Below are 18,403 nucleotides of genomic sequence, written 5' to 3' on the forward strand. Positions count from 1 at the left end.
CTGTACCTGTTCGCGTATAAAAATGGCCAGAGTGTAAACGCAAATCAGACGACGTTTCTCGTCAACAGTCCGGACGCAATCCTTGCGACGAATTCAAATGAAACATGGACTCAAGGATCGAATCAAATTGCCTATGCGACATTTCGAGCGACAAAGCCAGGTGTTTACACCGTACAAGCTGCCACGAACGGTCAGTACAGCGTGCCGCTCGTCATCACGGTCGGTTTGAGCCAATTGAGTGCACAGCCGTTTTCTGTGCCCACGGCGTACACAGGCATCTTGCCGCTTCCGTCAACCGGTCTCACGTCGATCACTTCGGGAACGGATGGCCATGTCTCGTTTTCGTCCTATGCGCCTGTCGGAAACTGGATTCCCATTTCGGGAACAGTAAGCGGCGGCCTGACATCGATCAGTATTTTGCTAAACTCAGGGAATAACTCTTGGGATTATCGCCTTCCCGTCGATGCGAGCGGCCATTTCTCAGGTATGATTGAATCTCCATTCACGGGACAGGTTGAACTCACGTATGAACCAAACTACCTTACACTGTTGACGAGCACTTCCGGTTCGCTGTCATTCAACATCGATCAAACACTGACAATCAGCGGAACGACCTTGTCGCCATCGCTTCAAGGATTGCTGCCATCTGCTGCGATGAATTCAAATATGAGCAACACATTCATGCAAACCGCTGATCAACTTTTGGAGAACAGCCCGAGTTTTGAAACGGCCATCGCTGCCATCAATAACTACGTGGCGGGTGATTTGTCTTACAATGTCGCTGAGGCATCACCTGGCGGACTGTATGTGTGGAAATCGGCGACCACGACATGGTCTGCAAAAAATGGCATCTGCGAGAATTTCGCAGAGCTCGAAGCGTCGCTCTTGCACTCCGTGGGCATCCCCGTGCAGACCGTGGGAGGAAACGCAAACGCGAATTGGACAACCCCGAATTACAATGATAAAAACGCGAGTGACGCGCATGAGTGGCTCTCCATTTACACAGGCGGTGGCTGGTTGATTGCCGATCCGACGTGGACGGGCATGCAGGATGCAAACGGTAGAAATTTTGGAATCACGAACGAGTTTTTTACAAACACAACAAGTTTTACAGCTACACACGCGACGTTACCCGGACAAACGGGCACGAATTTCTAACAAAACCCCACCTGAGGAATAGAGGCCACAGGTGGGGTTTTTGTTTTGAACATCCCTCCACCGCGTTTGATGTGCTAAACTTTAATAAATGCAGATGCACAGGAGGGGTCACGATGAATAAAAAGGTTGTCGTCACTGGCGGTTCAGGGTTATTAGGTCCTTTTGTCGTCAAAGAATTTCTTGAGCACGGCTATGATGTGTTAAATGTGGATACAAAGTTACCGCGCGAAGCGCTCTGTCCGACTGTGATCACTGATCTTACTCAATTGGGGCAGGCGTATGGTGTCTTACAAGGCGCGCACGCTGTCGTACATATGGCTGCCATCCCCGTCGCCTACTCGCACCCGAATGAAGTCACCTTTCAAAACAATGTCATGTCAACCTACAACATCTTGGAAGCTGCCGCAGGACTCGGAATAAAGAGAGCGGTCACAGCGTCGAGTGAATCTTCTTATGGTATCGTATTTGCCGTTCATCCATTCTCGCCCCAGTATGTCCCTATCGATGAAGATCACCCACAACTGCCGCAAGACGCGTACGGTCTCTCAAAAATTGTGAATGAGAAAACAGGCGACATGTTTTACCAACAAACTGGCATGCAAGTTGTCTCGTTTCGCATCGGAAATATTATCACGCCTGCGATGTACAAGCGATTTCCTGAGTTTATTCACCAACCGGAAGAGCGTGAACGCATTCTTTGGAGCTATGTCGATGCGCGCGATGTCGCATCTGCGTGCCGACTCGCCGTTGAGTGCGACGGACTGGGATCGATTGCGATCAATCTCGCGGCGGACGATACCAGCATGGACGTCAAGAGTCGCGATTTGATGCGTGCGCGCTATCCTGATGTGACAGACTTTCGCGAGTCGCTCGACGGCTTCGAAACGCTGCTCAGCAACAAACTCGCAAAAGAGCGACTCGGCTGGCAACCCGCCTATTCATGGCGTGAAGAAGTCGAAAAAACACAATAAAGAATGTTCATGGAAGAAACGGGATTTTCCTGCGCATGATTGCTCGTCGATCGTAAAAAGAAGGAGATGGATGCTGCACTGTGACAGCGTCCATCTCCTTTCACTTCTTGAACCTTACCTGACCTCTTTTTGAACGCTCACTTATAAATCGGTCACAGCGCCAATCGCCGCTGAGGAGACTGAACGCGCATATTTCGCAAGCACTCCACGCGTATATTTGAGTGGAGGCTGAACCCACGCGGCGCGGCGTTTGGCAAGTTCGTCATCTGACACGTGCAGCGTGAGTTCCTGCGTCTCTCCATCGATCGTGATCGTATCCCCCGTTTGTACGAGCGCGATTGGGCCACAGTCCTGTGCCTCGGGACTCACGTGCCCTACGACCATACCGTGCGTGCCGCCTGAGAATCGTCCGTCGGTGATCAGCCCAATCGTTTCACCTAACCCTTTGCCGATCAGAATGGCAGTGATCGACAGCATCTCTGGCATCCCAGGTCCGCCCTTAGGCCCCTCATAGCGAATAACGACAACATCGCCATGCGTCACTTGGTCATCTAGAATCGCTTCGGTCGCTTCCGTTTCCGAGTTATAAACCTTGGCCGGCCCAGTAATCGACGTACTCTTTAGTCCAGAGAGCTTCGCCACGGCGCCATCTGGCGCGAGGTTGCCGCGCAACAAGACGAGTGGTCCGGTTGCGCGAAGAGGGTTGGTGAGTGGATAGACAACCTTCTGACCTTCACGCAATTGTGGCGCGTCCGCCAAATTCTCAGCTATCGTTTTGCCTGTCACCGTCAGGCAGTCTCCGTGCAGCAGACCAGCGTCGAGAAGTACGCGCATGACCGCTTGTACACCACCCGCTTCATGAAGATCCTGCATGACATAGCGACCGCTCGGCCTTAAGTCTGCGATGTGTGGCACCCTTTTCTGAATGCGGTCGAAGTCTTCCAATTGCAGATCGACATTCGCCGAGTTTGCGATCGCCATCAAATGCAAAAAGGCGTTTGTCGATCCACCCAATGCCATGACAACAGTGATTGCGTTCTCAAACGCCTTTTTCGTCATGATATCACTCGGGCGAATGTTCTTTCGTAAAAGTTCAACCACAGCAACGCCCGCCGCTTCGACGTCAGCGTGTTTTGCCGAAGATTCCGCAGGATTCGAGGAACTGCTCGGCAAACTCATACCCATTGCCTCAAACGCAGAGGCCATTGTGTTTGCCGTGTACATCCCGCCGCACGATCCAGCTCCTGGACAAGCGCTGCACTCAATCGCGTGAAGTTCTTCACGACTCATCGTGCCTTGATTGTATTGGCCTACCGCTTCAAACGCAGATACGATATCGATATCTTTACCATTGTGACGCCCCGGCGCAATCGTTCCACCATAGACAAAAACTGCAGGAAGATCCATCCGCGCCAGAGCGATCAAGCAGCCCGGCATGTTCTTATCGCAACCGCCGATCGCAACGACGCCATCCAAGCGTTCTCCGCCCATGACCGTCTCGATGGAGTCCGCTATGATTTCACGACTGGGGAGTGAATAGCGCATTCCCTCCGTCCCCATGGCGATTCCGTCGGAAACCGTGATTGTATTAAAAATCATTGGTGCGCTTCCACCTGTTTTAGCGCCTCTTTTGGCCAATCTCGCCAACTCGTCAATGTGTACATTGCAAGGCGTCACCTCACTCCAGGTGCTTGCAATACCGACCATTGGTCGCTTAAAGTCTGCGTCCGTAAAACCCATGGATCGCAGATACGCGCGATTGGGCGCGCGATTAGCCCCTTCACTGATGTCCTTACTGTGAATTCGCAACTCCTGCTCCTGCTCCTGCTCCTGCTCCTGCTCTCTCTCACTCATAAAGAAATGCCTCTCTTTCTCTACGCCGAACGCTTAACCCATCAGGTTAAAACGGCGATTCTTGTATAAAGATACCATCGGCGGAAAATGCGGACAAGGGTCAATATCGTAAATCGGCGATCACAAATGGGGTGATCGATGAAGTTGTCGATACGATTGAACAAAGATGATCAGTGCGTAGATGATCATCATCGCTTCATCCAACCAAATCGTCGACGTTGTCCCAAACGCGCGAAGGATAAACACACTGAGCGACCCGATGAAGAGTGTAACGACCATAAAACGAATGTATGCAATCATCCCCTCGCGTTTACGACACGTTACAGCCCAAAACAGGGTCAATGAAATCCCTTGAATGATCCAAAATAAAGGTGGACTCACAAAAACAAATCCGCCCGCGCTCACTGCAAAACTCGCGAGAAGTGTGCGTGTTCCGCGCACAGCGCGCTCTTCGACAACCAATACGGCGAGTGGAATTGCCAACACCGAAAAATCCGTTTCGTGAGCAAACGAACTGAGCAGCAGTCCTCCCGACAACGCCAGTCCCACACGCCAGATGTCCTCACTCGCATTCTCGCGGTTTTTTGCTGAAACCCTGACCAGCGCACGCATAAAAAACAGAAAAATCACGAGCGAACACGCGATGGCGAGGAAATAGATGACATCATGCGGAAGTGGGAGACGTTTCCAAAGCGACCAGAGCGATGCTTGTCCACTGTCATTCGTTGTAGCCGCCTGCCGATGCAAGAGGCGTGTTAGCCACTCTGCAAGAAGATTTGACTTCGCCATCCAGCTGCTCACGAGAAAGATGACCAGTTGAGTGACCACAAACACCATCAGTTGAAGGATGCTGCGATCAATCAAGAGAAGCAGAAGCAGTGGTAGACACAGATAGAGTTTAACCTGAAAGAGAAGCGTGAGCCCAGGTAGAATCCAACTCGTTTGTCCACGCGTACGTGACGAATGCAGCGTGTATCCTGTCAAAAACAACGCGACACCAAGCATCGATAAGATGTCCACTTGGGAGAGCAACAATGTCTCGCGTACGGATGTCATCGCGAGAAACAGGAGCCCGATGGAGAACCATGATCTCTGATGAAGATGTGGCGTAACGAGCCGAAAGTGATCCATTACGCGCATTGTCAGCCATGCGGTAAAACTGAGCGAAAGTAGATTGAAGGCCTGAAAAAGCTGAATAGACAGAGCGTGTGGAACGAGCGCAAATGGCGCCATCAACAGCGCGAGAAGCGGTCCGTTAAGGTACGGACCATACGACGCCCCGCCGTTAACCTGATAAGGAGAACCACTCGAGAGGACTGCCTGACCAGCGCGATAAAAGGTTTCATAATCGATGGGCCAACCCGCCGCGCGAAAGATCAACCATGTGATCCAGAGAAAGATAAAAAAGGTAAGCGCCATGTATACGTTTGAAGGTTGTGCCATACGTTTTACACACAAATGAATCCACCTCACACTCTGATTATTTAACAGAAGACATATTATGTTAAAATAAATTACATTTTGTGTAATATTATATTACACAAAAAATGATAAGTACTTAATTCAGCATCATATATCTTGACGGATCGACGAAATAGAAGCTATTATTAAGAAAATAAAACGAAAATGTGATCTATGCACACCTTTTGTGTAAGAATAGATCACACAAGGGGGAAAATCCGTGATACTCGCCGATAATTTTAAAACAGTCATTATCGCTCGCCGGGCAAACCAGACAGACCCCGAGGCGTTGGCGCAAATCAAGGATCTACTCCGCACCAATCAAATAAAAATTGTCGATGTCAAACGCAGTCCAGAGCAAATCTCGATTGTTTATCGTATTATCTCCTAACTGCGAGCGGCAGCGTAAACGGTCCCCGGAAAACAGTAGAATCACGCCAATCTATCTTTTCGCCAACGTGTTCAAGCGCAGTCCATTCTTCAAACAGTACGCGAAGCGCAATCTCCCCTTCGGCGCGCGCCAGGGGAGCTCCGATACAAAAATGCGCACCCGCCGCAAAAGCCAGATGGCGATTCGGCGAGCGACGTAAATCCATCCTGTCGGGATCTTTAAACTGCGCAGGGTCCCGATTCGCCGCAGCAAGGGAAACATTGACTTCGTCGCCCCTTCTGAATTGCGCTTCACCGATCATTACATCTTCAGCGACGAATCTCGACGTTAATTGCACCGGGCTCTCTATACGTAGAAATTCGTCAACGGCGGTCGGAAATAATTCTTTATGCAAAAGAAGCTCCTGTCGCTTATCTGGCTCCCTCAGTAACAAATAAACCGCGTTGCTTATGAGATTGACTGTCGTCTCATGCCCAGCAAACAGAATAAGAACGCATGTCGCGATCATCTCATCCTCTGACAGGCGATCGCCCCGCTCTTCCGAAGCGATCATCGCGCTGATTAGATCATCGCGCGGCGCAACACGTCTCACCATTAATAAATCGCGGAAATAATGCATCATTTCGTGCGCAATTTCACTTCCACGCGCGAGATCATCTTCGGACACATCTGAAAGATCAATAAAGCGAGCGAGCACAGTCGACCATTCGCGAAATAAATCACGGTCTTCCGTTGGAACGCCCAGCATTTCAGCGATGACCGCCACCGGAATCGGAAATGCATACTCCGCGACACAGTCAAAGCGGTCCTTTTCTCGCAGTGACGCGACCACCGACAGCGCAATCGCTTCAATTCTCGGCCGCATCGATTCGATCATGCGAGGTGTAAACGTTTTATTTACAAGCCCGCGCAATCGGGTGTGTGCAGGCGGATCACGGAAGAGCATCCATTTTTGAAACATTTGAAAAATCGCAGGTTCACGCTGTCCACTCACCCATCGCTCTTCTTCAGGAAGGAGTGAACGCCATTCTTTGATAAAACGCGAGTCTTTCAAGACAAAGGATACGTCATCGTATTTTGTCAGGAACCAGATGCGCGCGCCATTTTCATAGGTTTGTAGATACTGCGGCTGCTTCAACCGCAGATCCTCAAGAATTGGATAGGGATTGTCGCGATAGGTGGGTGATTTCAATTGTTCCGTCAGATCAAGTTGCGGCATGGTCAACCCCCTTGTTGATTTCTTGCCATTTTTCGCGTCACATCGAGAAACTGGCGGATCTGCGCAGAGTCATCTGCCGCGCGCCAAGCGATGGACATTTCAATCGTTGGAACTTCTCCTTCAAGCGGAATGAAAACGACATCCTCCCGCTTAAAAATTGCAGCTGACGATGGAACGATAGAGATTCCGAGTCCGGCCGCGACAACGCCCAATACGGTCTGAAATTCAGCTGCAGTCAACTCGATGTTCGGATCAAACCCTGCATCCGAACACTTTGCAAGTATCTCATCATAGAATCCTGACCACGTGCTTCGCGCCAAAAGCACCCACGATTCCCCGCCTAAATCACTCAATCGCATTACGGCGCGGTGGGAGGATGGGTGCATTTTGGGAACAGCGAGAACTGCGCGATCACGATAAAGTGTCTCTACCCGCAAATCGTGGGACGCGATAGGAGGGCGAATAAATCCGACGTCAATCTCCCCCTTTAATAGGGATTCCACCTGACTCGGCGTTGGAAGTTCACGCAAATGTACATAAACCTCCGGATAGGCGGCGCGGTACTCGCGAATCGTGAGTGGCAAAATGTCATACGTGGCCGATCCTACAAACCCAACTGCGATACGCCCCACTCGTCCCGCACCAACATCGTTCGCGAGTCGTTTCGCTCGTTCAGCATGCTTTAAGAGGGATCTTGCCTCTGGGAGAAAGGCGCGACCCGCCGGCGACAATTCCACGCGGCGCTGCGTCCTGATGAACAAAGCCGTTCCCAGTTCCCGCTCCAGTTGTTGAATTTGTTGACTGAGCGGAGGTTGTGTCATCTGCAATCGCTGCGCCGCTCTGCCGAAATTCAATTCTTCAGCAACCGCAATAAAATATTCGAGATGTCGAAACTCCATACGCATCCCTCACGATACGAATTATATATGAATAACCCTTCATTGATATATTAGACGATCTCCATTTTCCGCGCTACACTACACCCAAGCAACTCTCCAAAGACTACTACCAGAATGAGGTAACGTCGTGACACCTGTCAAGAAAATTCTACGAACAAGCTTCCAAATCATACTCATTTGGGCATTTTCGCTCATCGGTTCATGGCTTTCAAAGCGCTTCTCACTCCCGATTCCTGGTAGTCTCATCGGAATGGCGCTTCTCTTCATCGCACTCAAAAAAAACTGGTTGCCCGTGCGCTTCGTCGATGCAGGTTCATCTTTCTTACTCGGGCAGCTCCTGCTCTTTTTTATTCCTTCCGCCGTCGGCATCGTAAACGAAGGCGCCTTAATTCGCCAAGACGGCTGGCAGATGCTCCTGATCATCGGCGTAAGCACACTGCTTGTCATGCTCATGACCGGATTTGTCGCAGAACGAGTTGCGCGCTCGAAGGCGGTGCGCACATGACCGCGTGGGGATTCGGGTTGATTGGCACATGGCTTATCTTTCTTGCGACTCGTCGCGTCTACCGCATCGCGCAAAGCGCGCTACTAAACCCGATGGTGACGAGTGTCGCAGCACTCAGCGCCATACTGCTCTTCTTTCATCTGCCTTATTCATCCTGGTCGACCGGCGCCCACTGGTACACTGCGATGTTAGGCCCCGCGACGGTCGCCTTTGCAGTGCCGCTGTATAAACACTTTGCAACACTGAAACGCCATGCCCTTGAGATGAGCGCCGCACTGCTGGCAGGTTCAATCACTGCGATCCTTTCAACGATCGCGCTCGCGCGCGGGCTCCATCTGTCAAACCTCATGGTCGACAGTCTTGCACCGCGCTCCGTCACCACGCCGATTGCGATGGCCGTTTCCAACCGAGTTGGTGGCTCACCTGATTTGACTGCGATCTTTGTCATTCTGACAGGCGTTATCGGCACGCTCATCGGTCCGAAACTCGTGCGTCTTTTGCGCTTGAAACACGGAGTCGCAATCGGCACCCTCCTTGGCATGGGCGCGCATGGAATCGGCACCGCGCGCGCCTTTGAGTTTAGCGATCTCATCGGAACGATTTCCAGTCTCACCATGATCATCGCTGGCTTTGTCGCCTCAATCGCGATACCGATTGCTGTGTTTCTCTTCAACATTTCTCCAAAATGATAGGTAAAACATACCTTTGCGAAGGGGAAAACGTAAGAATCTCTGATACAATATGGACATGAGTGAAGCATACAACCTCTTGACGCGTCGGCTCCTCCGCTCTTATCTCGCAAGCTCCACGGTTGCCGTTCTCGGTGTCGGAAGTTTATTTATCTTTGCAACCCTTCACATCCAGGCGCGCGCTGTTCTATGGATCACCGCGATTTTATTTGTATCTTTTCTCACAATGGTCAGCGCAGAACTTTTGGTTTACCGCTACCACATGGCTCCAATCCGACGCGCACTCAGCGAATCGTGCACGGAAAAAGAACTTCGAAAAGCCTATCTGCGTACACACCAACTTCCACAGCTAACCGTGCTTCGCATCATGGGGCCTCATCTCTTTGGTGTTTCGGTTCCCGCGCTCTCCCTTTCTGCCTGGGCAATCGCACGCGGAGATCTTAACCTCTCACCGTCGGATCTTCTGAGCGCCGCCGTCGGCGCTGTTCTCGTCGCAACGATGCACGCGTTAATCGAGTATTATCTCACCACGACTGCTGTATCGCCAATGCTTGAAACGCTCATTGAGACTGGCGAAAAAAGAGGGATTTCTTTGAGTCTTGAAGGTCGGATTCTCGTTTCCCTGCGCATGAAACTGATCATAAGCCTCGTTCTCCTTGGAATCTTCCCTTTAATACTCTTTACACTCGCGAATGCAATACGCCTCGCGCAACAAAACTCTGCACTCACCGTGGGTTATTGGCAGTGGGCCCTTCTCATTCTCCCTGTCAGCATCGCAATTTCTATCCTCGGGGCCATTCTACTTTGGCGAAACATTTTCATGCCTATGGAACTCTTGCAAAAATCGTTGCGCGAGATTGAACAAGGTCGCATGGATAAAGCTGTGCCTGATCCCTTTTCAGACGAATTCTCGCGACTCATCGCCGGAATGAACCACATGCGCAAGGGATTGCTTGAGCGTGATCGCGTGAACGCCAGTCTTGTTGAAAGTTACTTTGCAACGCTCGCCACAGCGCTTGACGCGCGCGATCCATATACGGCAGGTCACTCTCTGCGCGTAGCGCATTATGCATGCACCATTGCCGAACTATCGGGTGAATCGGCCGTCGTTATCGATCGCGTAAAACGCAGCGCACTGTTACACGATATTGGAAAAATCGGCGTTCGAGACGATGTGCTTCTGAAACCCGATCGCCTAACCGAGGACGAGTTTGAACAAATCAAAAAGCATCCCGAACTCGGCGAAGCGATCTTGAAACAGGTGCAACCCGAAGAAGCGATGGCTCCCCTGTTGCCGGGTGTCCGCTCACACCACGAGCAATACGACGGACGCGGATATCCAGATGGACTCGCGGGTGAACACATCCCAAAACTCGGACGCATCATTGCGGTGGCGGACGCGTTTGACGCCATGACGTCAGACCGTCCGTATCGAGTGGGAATGGATAAAGAAAAGGCGCTTCGCATCATGCGAGAGGGGGCAGGCGTTCAATGGGATCCGTTTTACACAGAAGTTTTTCTGGAGTGGGCAGAGGCGCGATGGACGCGCGAGATGTTGCTTGATTTGACGGCAGTCACAAAGCTGCAATCATAGATTCCCTTCTCTGATTTGATCGAGTCGTTTGCGCACGTTTCGACCCATCCAGAATACAAAAAGGATGGGAACGCCACTGACGAGAGCTATTCCCCACACACCTGTTGTAACCCCAACATAGAGCAGCACAGCCATCAAATAGTAAGGGAGAATAGACACCGCCGCAGTCCAGACATAAGGAAACAGAGTCATCGAGGGCAGCAGACCTGCGGCGTAATTAAAAACTACCGCCGGAATTGGCAAGAGGCGCGCCATCAATAACCCCAAACTCCCAGATGATTCAATAAAGGTCATTGCAGCGCGAAATGCAAGTGGCATTCGTTTTTTCTGATCGCGTTCAAGCGTGCGCATGCTCCGCGCGATCCAGTAAACCAACATCGTGCTGATCATGAAGCCAATCCACGCATAGATCAGGCCGCCCGCGAGTCCGTAGACCCGCAGAAAAACGAGGAGCACCCCTTCTGACGGAACGGGCGTGACGCACCAGAGCGCCATCAAGCCAATCGCCAGAAAGACGCCAAACGATCCGGCACTGCGAATCCACAGCGACAGTTCGCCACTTCGGTCTGCGAGATAAAAAGCGACAACCGAGAAAAAGGCAATTACGCTAAACAAAATCCCCAGCCATAGTGTACGACGCTTTTGCAAAAAATTGCGAAGCGAGCGTTGCACAATGTGAGCTATACCGGGCGAATGCACCTTTTTCGGCGTCTCCTGATCAGATTTCATGCGCATAGCGTCAGCGTGTGACATTGTCGCCATCACTGTGCAATGCGTTCCCCATGCGAAACAACCGCATCATCCAATCACTGAATGGACGTACCTTCTTCTCAAAGCGACGGATGACGAGACTGGAGAGAAGTCCAACGACAAAGCCCGCAATGACGTCTGTCGGCCAGTGCACTCCGACGTAAACGCGCGCGATCGAGACGATGATGGCAATGATCATAAACCCATAGCGATAGATGCGCGGTCCGTATTTTTGCACACCGAATGCAAACCCAAAGCTGCCTGCCGCGTGATCGCTCGGAAAGGATGAGTCAGCGACATGCGGAATGAGTTGATGGTAAGAGCCTGGCGGCAATGCGACAAAGGGTCGCGGCCTGTAAAACGCATGGCCGATGAGCACATTGATGATCAATGCGAGCACGCCTGACAGCGCACTCAGGACGAGACCGTGTCGACCATCCCGATCCGCTTTTGGCAAGACAAACCAGCCGATGATAAAGAGCGCACCATAAAGATAGGGCGCGCCCGTTGCAAAAAAGATCATGATCGCATCAAGCAGCGGTTGGTGACCCGCGATGTTATTCACCGCGTGAAACACCGTTACGTCAAACGGATTCACATTGACTCACTCCATCCCGAATCTCAGTTCTGGAACATTTCCAGTCCTAGAAAAGACGAGACGTTGAGCCGAGAGGTTCAATCAAGATCGGTTTTTTCGAAAAATCAACTACACTAGCGCGTTGGACGTGCTGTGCAGTGTGAGCCCTTCGTTTCGTTCGACGACCCAGCGGGTGGCAAACTCATTTGGAAAGAGCATCACCAGCCGCTCATCCTGGTCCTTGACCAGGAGACACGATGAGCGATCAAACAGAAGTTCGTCTGTGCGGTCGCTCACAATCCAGCGCGCGAGTTGATACGGGAGGCGAGTCAATGACACGATCACACCATACTCCGCTTTAAGTCGATACTCAAGAACCTCGAACTGCAAAACGCCCACCACTCCGAGAATCAAATCTTCTGTGCGATTAGCGACGCGAAACAGTTGCACCGTTCCTTCTTCTGTCAATTGCGCAAGTCCTTTGTTGTATTGCTTGTACTTTCCTGTATCCATGAGTGTCACACGTGCGAAATGTTCAGGTGAAAATTGCGGAAGACCTTCAAAGACCAAGGAACCAGACTCCATGAGGGTATCGCCGATGCGAAAGATTCCTGGATCGAAGATACCGATGATGTCTCCTGGATAAGCCTCTTCGACAATGGAGCGATCTTGGGCGAAAAATTGCTGCGGCGCAGAGAGGTTAATGCGCTTTCCAGTGCGCGGATGGGCGACATTCATTCCGCGCAAAAAGCGGCCTGCACAAACGCGCACAAACGCTACTCGATCACGATGCGCCGGATTCATATTCGCCTGAATCTTAAACACAAAACCGGCGAATGTTGGCGACTCAGGCAGTAGTGGCCCTTCATTCGTAGGGCGCGCGACAGGGGTTGGCGCGAGTTCCAAAAACTGACGCAAAAACGTCTCTACGCCAAAGTTTGAAATCGCGCTGCCAAAAAACACAGGCGTAAGCTGCCCCTCTTTTATAGCAGACACATCGAATGCATCTCCCGCCACATCAAGCAGCGTAATCTCTTCAATCAGCTTCTGGTGTTGCTCCTCACCAATTCGCTCTCTCAAGCTGTCATCCAAAACCCCGGAAAGCGGCGTGCGTTCGACTTGGTGATCGCGTCCGTCGTATTGTTCGAAAACGGTGTGGTGTCGATCAAAAATGCCGCGAAAATGAGCGCCAGAACCCACGGGCCAGTTCATGGGATAGGAACGGATACCGAGCACATCCTCTAATTCCTTGAGCAATTCAAAAGGATCGCGGCTCTCTCGATCTAATTTATTGATAAACGTAAAAATGGGAATTCCACGCATCCGACAGACCTCGAACAGTTTAATCGTCTGTGGCTCAACCCCTTTTGCAGCATCGATCAGCATGACGGCGCTGTCTGCGGCAACCAAGGTGCGATAGGTGTCATCACTGAAGTCTTGGTGTCCTGGCGTATCGAGCAGATTGACGTGATACCCTTCATACTTGAATTGCAGAACAGTGGATGTCACAGAAATTCCACGCTTGCGCTCAATCTCCATCCAGTCGGACGTCGCATGGCGACTCGCCTTTCTGCCCTTGATGCTGCCCGCCTCACGGATCGCCCCGCCGAATAAAAGGAGTTTCTCCGTAAGCGTCGTTTTTCCCGCGTCAGGATGCGAGATGATCGCAAACGTTCGCCTTTGTTCAATCTCTTTTTTGAGCGCTGCCATTTCTTCTGTCATCATTAAAATCCTCTCATCCCATCCAAGCTTCGATTCAACCTTCATCCGAGCGATGCGCCATGCCTACGATTGTACCATGCGCCCAATCTCTTCACACAGTTGCTGTACCGAAGCCCGAAGCGGCTCCACGTCTTCAATCCATTGCGCCATCGGTTGAGTAAGTAAGTGTGGCAGCGTCTCCATCGCCCCGCGATAGATGGTGCGCGACGATTGAAAAGACGAGAGGTGGCGATAGGTTGACTCGCGCGCCAAGTACCATTCGGAGAGCGGACAAAAACTCGAGTGGGCATGCTCTGCGATAAATCGTTGGAATCCTTCCGACTCCAAAAAAGCATAGCCCAACAATGCCAAGTCCTCTACAGGATATGCTTTGGGAAAGGTCAACTGCCCCCACGTTTTGTCGCGAAGTTTTTCAAAAAACACATTCTCTTGAATCGGCGGCGACAAGATATAACCCTGAACACGCTGCCCCCCCATGCTCGCCCAGAGGCGGAGGTCGATCTCTTCTTCAATGCCTTCAGCAATCAAGTGTCTGCCAGAAAGGCGCGAAAGCATGATCATCGAACCGGCGACCGAGAACACATTCGGATCCGAGCGAAAACGTTGAATAAATTTGCGATCGAGCTTCAGTTCATCGACGGGGAGATAGGCCGCGTGACTGAGGGATGAATAGCCTGTCCCAAAGTCATCCAAAGAAACGGCAAACCCCATCTCTTTGAGGCCAAGGATAATCTGCGAAGCGCGATCAAGATCGGCAAGCGCCGTCGATTCTGTAATCTCTAAAACGAGTCCTTTCGCACAGCAATCTTCGAGCGAACCCTTCATATCCTGCAGAAATTCGGGATGCAAAAAGTGGTTCGCCCCGATGTTGAGCGAAACTTTTATGGACTGGCCGTGCGCATCAAGCAAGCTCCGAATGCGAACCGCTTCCCGAACGGCGTGACACCCTAGCATGCGAATGAGATGAGAATTTCGCTCCACCTCTGGCATGAACTCCCCTGGTGAGAGCCACGCACCCTCATCAAACCAGCGAACAAGCATTTCCGCCCCCTCAATACGGTTTGACACACCCGAATACTGAGGTTGCAAGAAGTAGTGGATGGCGCCAGAGCGCAGCGCCTCCTCAAAGCGATGGCGTACGCGCTGCCTGCGGCTCGCCTCATTGGCAACGCGACCGCGATAGAGACACGCTTGGTTGCGTCCACCCTCTTTTGCCGCGTAAAGCGCTTGATCCGCATTTGCAAGGAGTGTCGCGTACGTCAAGCCGTCGTGTGGATAAACGGCCCATCCGAGGCTGCCCGTCACCTGCCCAATCCGATGGTTCATCGACGATACCGCTTCGAGGATGTGACTCCCAATCACATCCAACTGTCGCTCGTGATCGAGTTGTATCTGAAAACCGAATTCATCTCCACCCAAACGACACAGCGCGTTGTCCGACGGCATCACTGACTGTAGACGCTGCGCGACATCCTTTAAGAGGCGATCCCCAGCTTGATGGCCGAGTGTGTCATTGCACTCCTTGAATCCGTCAAGATCAAGGATGCCCACGGCGACACGCAGCTTGGAGACACTCGCCAAGGCGATTGACGCGCACGTTGCTTCTTTAAATGCGACGCGATTCGGCAGTCCTGTCAAAGAGTCTGTCAGGCTAATCCGGCGAATCTCTTGCATCGTTTTGAGGTGCCGTTTGCCAATCTGGACATTTTTTACGATCTGATCGAGTAGAATGCAAAGTTCTTTAGAAAAATAGTCGACTTCTGTACTCGCGATGACAAGAATGGCAACCGGATCGACATCCCCATCCTCAAAGATTGGCCACGCGCCGACATTTTTCGACTTTTTAAGAATTGGATTTTCATCCCAGATCTGATGCAAGTAGGCGTCTTCCACCGGATTTTCAAGTGTCATCGCTTGTCCAGCGCGAAAAACGCGGCTCGCGACATAGTGCCCGTGTGGGATATCCGATTCATAGAGTGACGCCACTGTATTCCAAGCTAGTTCACAATCGGTTTCCAGTAGCGAGGCTGCGGCTATCGTGCGCAATGCGCATTTTTGTCCATCCGGCATCATGATGTAGCACGTATGTGCATCTGTCTCGCGAATCAGGCAATCGACGACAGAATCGAACAATCGTTCAGACTCTGGTTCCTCCAGAAGAGACAATTGAATCATCGAGAGCGCACGCTGGTAGCTTCTCAGTCGTTCGATCGCGTTCAAGTCATGTCGGCGCTCGAAAAAAAAGCTCACATCACTCGCCAGACTCTCCATCACCTCAAGAAGGCCAGAGGGAAAAGGATCGTCCATCTCTTGATGAAGCCCAATCACAGCTTTAATTCCGTTTGGCAAGTGAATCGGAATGGATGCGATTCCGCCTGTCAGACCATAGTGTTTCATAAGATTGCCCCAGCCGCGAAGCGAGTCGTCGTCACGCGGACATTCCACAAGACACGGACGCATTGTCGAGAGTGCGCGCCCGATCGATCCCTGTCCCTCGCGTATCTCCGGATCAGCGCTGATCTTTAAATCCTTGATCAGTTCGACGAGTGCGCCATCGATCGCTTGAAACTCGACCCAAGAATCTTGGCTCGAAACCGTCCCAATCCACGCACAACGCATGTGCAGATGCTTCACGATCAGCGCACACAATTGCTGGAACACCGTTTGATCGGACTGAGTCAGCGCAGTCGTAAACAAGCGATTGGCATCGGCGAGCAACATGTAAAACGAGCGCTGAATCTCACCTTCTTGTCTCTCTGCATCGCCATACCCTTCTAATTGCCAAAACACATTGTTCTGAATCCGCTTAGACACCGCATTTTTTAAGATCCCCCGCTCGATTTCATCAGACAGTGATAATTCGTTGACTCCTTTTTCTAAATCAACAGCGAGCATTCCAAAGGTCGCGACAACCCAGCGAATCGACAACCCGACGTTGCTATGTAATTGACCGATTTGATACAGTTCTTTTCGCAGAGATTCGTTTAGGTCAGACGTTACCATAGATTGATAGTGGCATGAGATCACTTGCTCAATTTTGGTCTGATCAAAGGATTCGATGATTTTCGCCATGTCGGATTGGCGCGCGAGGTATTCATAAATCTTCTCGCTAAACATCGTTGCGCGATCAGCCAGTACGCTTCCATACTTTTCAATTAACCCTAATTCTTTGTTATCTAATGCAAAAATGTGAAGGTCTTCGGATAATGCGTTTGCATTTGGATCTGTAGACATCGTCGTATCCCCTAGATTCAATCATGCTGTGTAAAAATATCATGGACCGGGTCGTGTATAAATCCTGTTTTCATATATCGCTAACCTTAATAGAGAGGATAACACAGAATCCCCATTGCGTCATGAACAATTTAACATGTTTTGTCCGCTAGTGGAGGACAAAACGAAAGAGTAAAGACAGCAATCATCACGAGACCTGAAAATGAAAACCGTCTCTTTGAAGCGCTGTGAACGTGGTAATCCTCCTTCTCCTTTGCTATGCTTACCCTATGAGTGAATGTTCACACTCACAATGAGGAGGGGTCGCATGGAAGCGATGAAGTATCGTAAATTAGGAAAAGCGGGCGTCAAAGTCAGTGAAGTGAGTCTCGGTTCATGGCTTACATACGGTGGAACCGTCGCAGACGATTCTGCGACAGCCTGTATCGATCGCGCCTACGAACTCGGCATCAACTTCTTTGATACGGCAAACGTCTATCGGCGCGGAGAAGCCGAAAAAGTGGTGGGCAAAGCGCTCGCGAAATACCCGCGCGACTCGTATGTTCTTGCGACCAAAGGATTCTGGCCGATGGGTGACGGGCCGAATGATCGCGGCCTCTCTCGTAAACATATCACTGAACAGGTACACGCTTCCTTGAAACGCTTGAATGTCGACTACATCGACTTGTGGCAGTGCCACCGCTATGACGTTGAGACGCCGCTTGACGAAACGTTGCGTGCAATCGATGATCTCATCCGCCAAGGCAAAATTCTCTACGCAGGCGTCAGTGAGTGGAGCGCCCTGCAAATAAGTGACGCACTTCATCTCGCAGACAAGCGACTCTACGACCGAATCGTCTCCAATCAGCCGCAGTACAGCATGCTCGCGCGCGCGATTGAGGCGGACGTCATTCCGCTTTGCGAACGTGAAGGGATCGGACAAGTGGTTTGGTCGCCGCTCGCGCAAGGCGTATTGACCGGGAAGTATCGGCCAAACGCCGAGGCGCCAGAAGGATCGCGCGCCGCGAACAAAGACACCGCACAGATCATCTCGCGCCTGCTTACTGACGAAAATCTGCAAAAGGTCGAACAGTTGCGCGCAATTGCACAGCGTAAAGAGTGCACACTCGCACAGTTGGCGATCGCGTGGGTCTTGCGCCAACAGAACGTATCTTCTGCGATCATCGGCGCGTCTCGCCCTGAGCAGGTGGATGAGAATATCAAGGCGATCCACGTGACCCTGCATGAAAATGACGTGAACGATATCGAAGCGATCCTAAACAATCGCCCGTAACATTCGTGCAGCATTCTGCATAAAATGGTAGACCCTATGCGCAATCGGACAGAAACCAACGCGGACTTGATCTCCATCATGGATGATCAAGTCCGCGTTTCATAAC

General features: G+C 51.3%; 15 protein-coding genes. 7 read left to right on the forward strand and 8 right to left on the reverse strand.

Translation table 11 applies throughout. The features are described 5' to 3' along the window. Both AYW79_RS10235 and AYW79_RS10240 read left to right on the forward strand, forming a co-directional pair. The coding region (locus tag AYW79_RS10235; RefSeq protein ID WP_156493898.1) for a transglutaminase-like domain-containing protein at positions 1–1,158 on the forward strand (1,158 nt) is incomplete at its 5' end. Between the two features lie 113 nt (positions 1,159–1,271). Continuing rightward, positions 1,272–2,129 (forward strand): NAD-dependent epimerase/dehydratase family protein, encoded by an 858-nt coding sequence (locus AYW79_RS10240; RefSeq protein ID WP_067565215.1) that lies wholly within the window; start codon positions 1,272–1,274, stop codon positions 2,127–2,129. Between the two features lie 141 nt (positions 2,130–2,270). Here the strand turns inward: AYW79_RS10240 and ilvD are convergent, their stop codons facing one another. Together ilvD and AYW79_RS10250 are read right to left on the reverse strand one after the other, a co-directional pair. Beyond that, entirely contained in the window at positions 2,271–3,983 is a 1,713-nt protein-coding gene (ilvD, locus tag AYW79_RS10245; protein WP_067565219.1) for a dihydroxy-acid dehydratase, read from the reverse strand. A gap of 120 nt (positions 3,984–4,103) precedes the next feature. Further along, positions 4,104–5,441, reverse strand: a complete 1,338-nt coding sequence (locus AYW79_RS10250) for a glycosyltransferase family 87 protein (RefSeq protein WP_156481832.1) — start codon at positions 5,439–5,441, stop codon at positions 4,104–4,106. A 223-nt stretch (positions 5,442–5,664) separates the two neighbouring features. Between AYW79_RS10250 and AYW79_RS15565 the strand changes: the two genes are divergently transcribed. Beyond that, the gene (locus AYW79_RS15565; protein ID WP_156481831.1) at positions 5,665–5,835 is read left to right on the forward strand and encodes a hypothetical protein; all 171 of its coding nucleotides are present in this window, start codon (positions 5,665–5,667) and stop codon (positions 5,833–5,835) included. On the opposite strand, the gene AYW79_RS10255 is transcribed toward AYW79_RS15565, so the two are convergent. Both AYW79_RS10255 and AYW79_RS10260 read right to left on the reverse strand, forming a co-directional pair. Next, entirely contained in the window at positions 5,825–7,054 is a 1,230-nt protein-coding gene (locus tag AYW79_RS10255) for a cytochrome P450 (RefSeq protein ID WP_067565226.1), read from the reverse strand. The two genes, AYW79_RS15565 and AYW79_RS10255, sit on opposite strands and share 11 nt — an antisense overlap. A gap of 2 nt (positions 7,055–7,056) precedes the next feature. Next, positions 7,057–7,953 (reverse strand): LysR family transcriptional regulator, encoded by an 897-nt coding sequence (locus tag AYW79_RS10260; protein ID WP_067565229.1) that lies wholly within the window; start codon positions 7,951–7,953, stop codon positions 7,057–7,059. Positions 7,954–8,080: 127 nt separating this feature from the next. On the opposite strand from AYW79_RS10260, the gene AYW79_RS10265 reads away from it, so the two are divergent. Genes AYW79_RS10265 through AYW79_RS10275 form a run of 3 tightly spaced genes read left to right on the forward strand, consistent with a single transcriptional unit; the run spans position 8,081 to position 10,741 of the window. Further along, the gene (locus tag AYW79_RS10265; RefSeq protein ID WP_067565232.1) at positions 8,081–8,458 is read left to right on the forward strand and encodes a CidA/LrgA family protein; all 378 of its coding nucleotides are present in this window, start codon (positions 8,081–8,083) and stop codon (positions 8,456–8,458) included. Beyond that, entirely contained in the window at positions 8,455–9,147 is a 693-nt protein-coding gene (locus AYW79_RS10270; protein WP_067565235.1) for an LrgB family protein, read from the forward strand. The genes AYW79_RS10265 and AYW79_RS10270 overlap by 4 nt, the downstream gene beginning before the upstream one ends. A gap of 58 nt (positions 9,148–9,205) precedes the next feature. Beyond that, complete coding sequence (locus AYW79_RS10275; RefSeq protein ID WP_067565271.1) at positions 9,206–10,741, forward strand: HD domain-containing phosphohydrolase; 1,536 nt, start codon at positions 9,206–9,208, stop codon at positions 10,739–10,741. Here the strand turns inward: AYW79_RS10275 and AYW79_RS10280 are convergent. The 4 genes from AYW79_RS10280 to AYW79_RS10295 all read right to left on the reverse strand — a co-directional run bounded on the left by AYW79_RS10280 (position 10,736) and on the right by AYW79_RS10295 (position 17,024). Beyond that, a complete protein-coding gene (locus tag AYW79_RS10280) occupies positions 10,736–11,470 on the reverse strand; it encodes a TVP38/TMEM64 family protein (RefSeq protein WP_197460958.1) in 735 nt (244 codons plus the stop codon). The genes AYW79_RS10275 and AYW79_RS10280 overlap by 6 nt on opposite strands. 10 nt (positions 11,471–11,480) lie before the next feature. Then, positions 11,481–12,089: an undecaprenyl-diphosphatase gene (locus tag AYW79_RS10285; RefSeq protein ID WP_067565238.1), complete on the reverse strand. Its 609-nt coding sequence runs from the start codon at positions 12,087–12,089 to the stop codon at positions 11,481–11,483. Between the two features lie 108 nt (positions 12,090–12,197). Further along, positions 12,198–13,793 (reverse strand): peptide chain release factor 3, encoded by a 1,596-nt coding sequence (locus AYW79_RS10290; RefSeq protein WP_067565278.1) that lies wholly within the window; start codon positions 13,791–13,793, stop codon positions 12,198–12,200. Positions 13,794–13,853: 60 nt separating this feature from the next. Continuing rightward, positions 13,854–17,024: an EAL domain-containing protein gene (locus AYW79_RS10295; protein WP_067565241.1), complete on the reverse strand. Its 3,171-nt coding sequence runs from the start codon at positions 17,022–17,024 to the stop codon at positions 13,854–13,856. Between the two features lie 316 nt (positions 17,025–17,340). Here AYW79_RS10295 and AYW79_RS10300 point away from each other — a divergent pair, with 316 nt between their 5' ends. Then, entirely contained in the window at positions 17,341–18,297 is a 957-nt protein-coding gene (locus tag AYW79_RS10300; RefSeq protein ID WP_067565281.1) for an aldo/keto reductase family protein, read from the forward strand. Positions 18,298–18,403 lie beyond the last annotated feature (106 nt).

Origin of the sequence: Ferroacidibacillus organovorans (assembly GCF_001642725.1) — a bacterium.
GTDB lineage: Bacteria > Bacillota > Bacilli > Alicyclobacillales > SLC66 > Ferroacidibacillus > Ferroacidibacillus organovorans.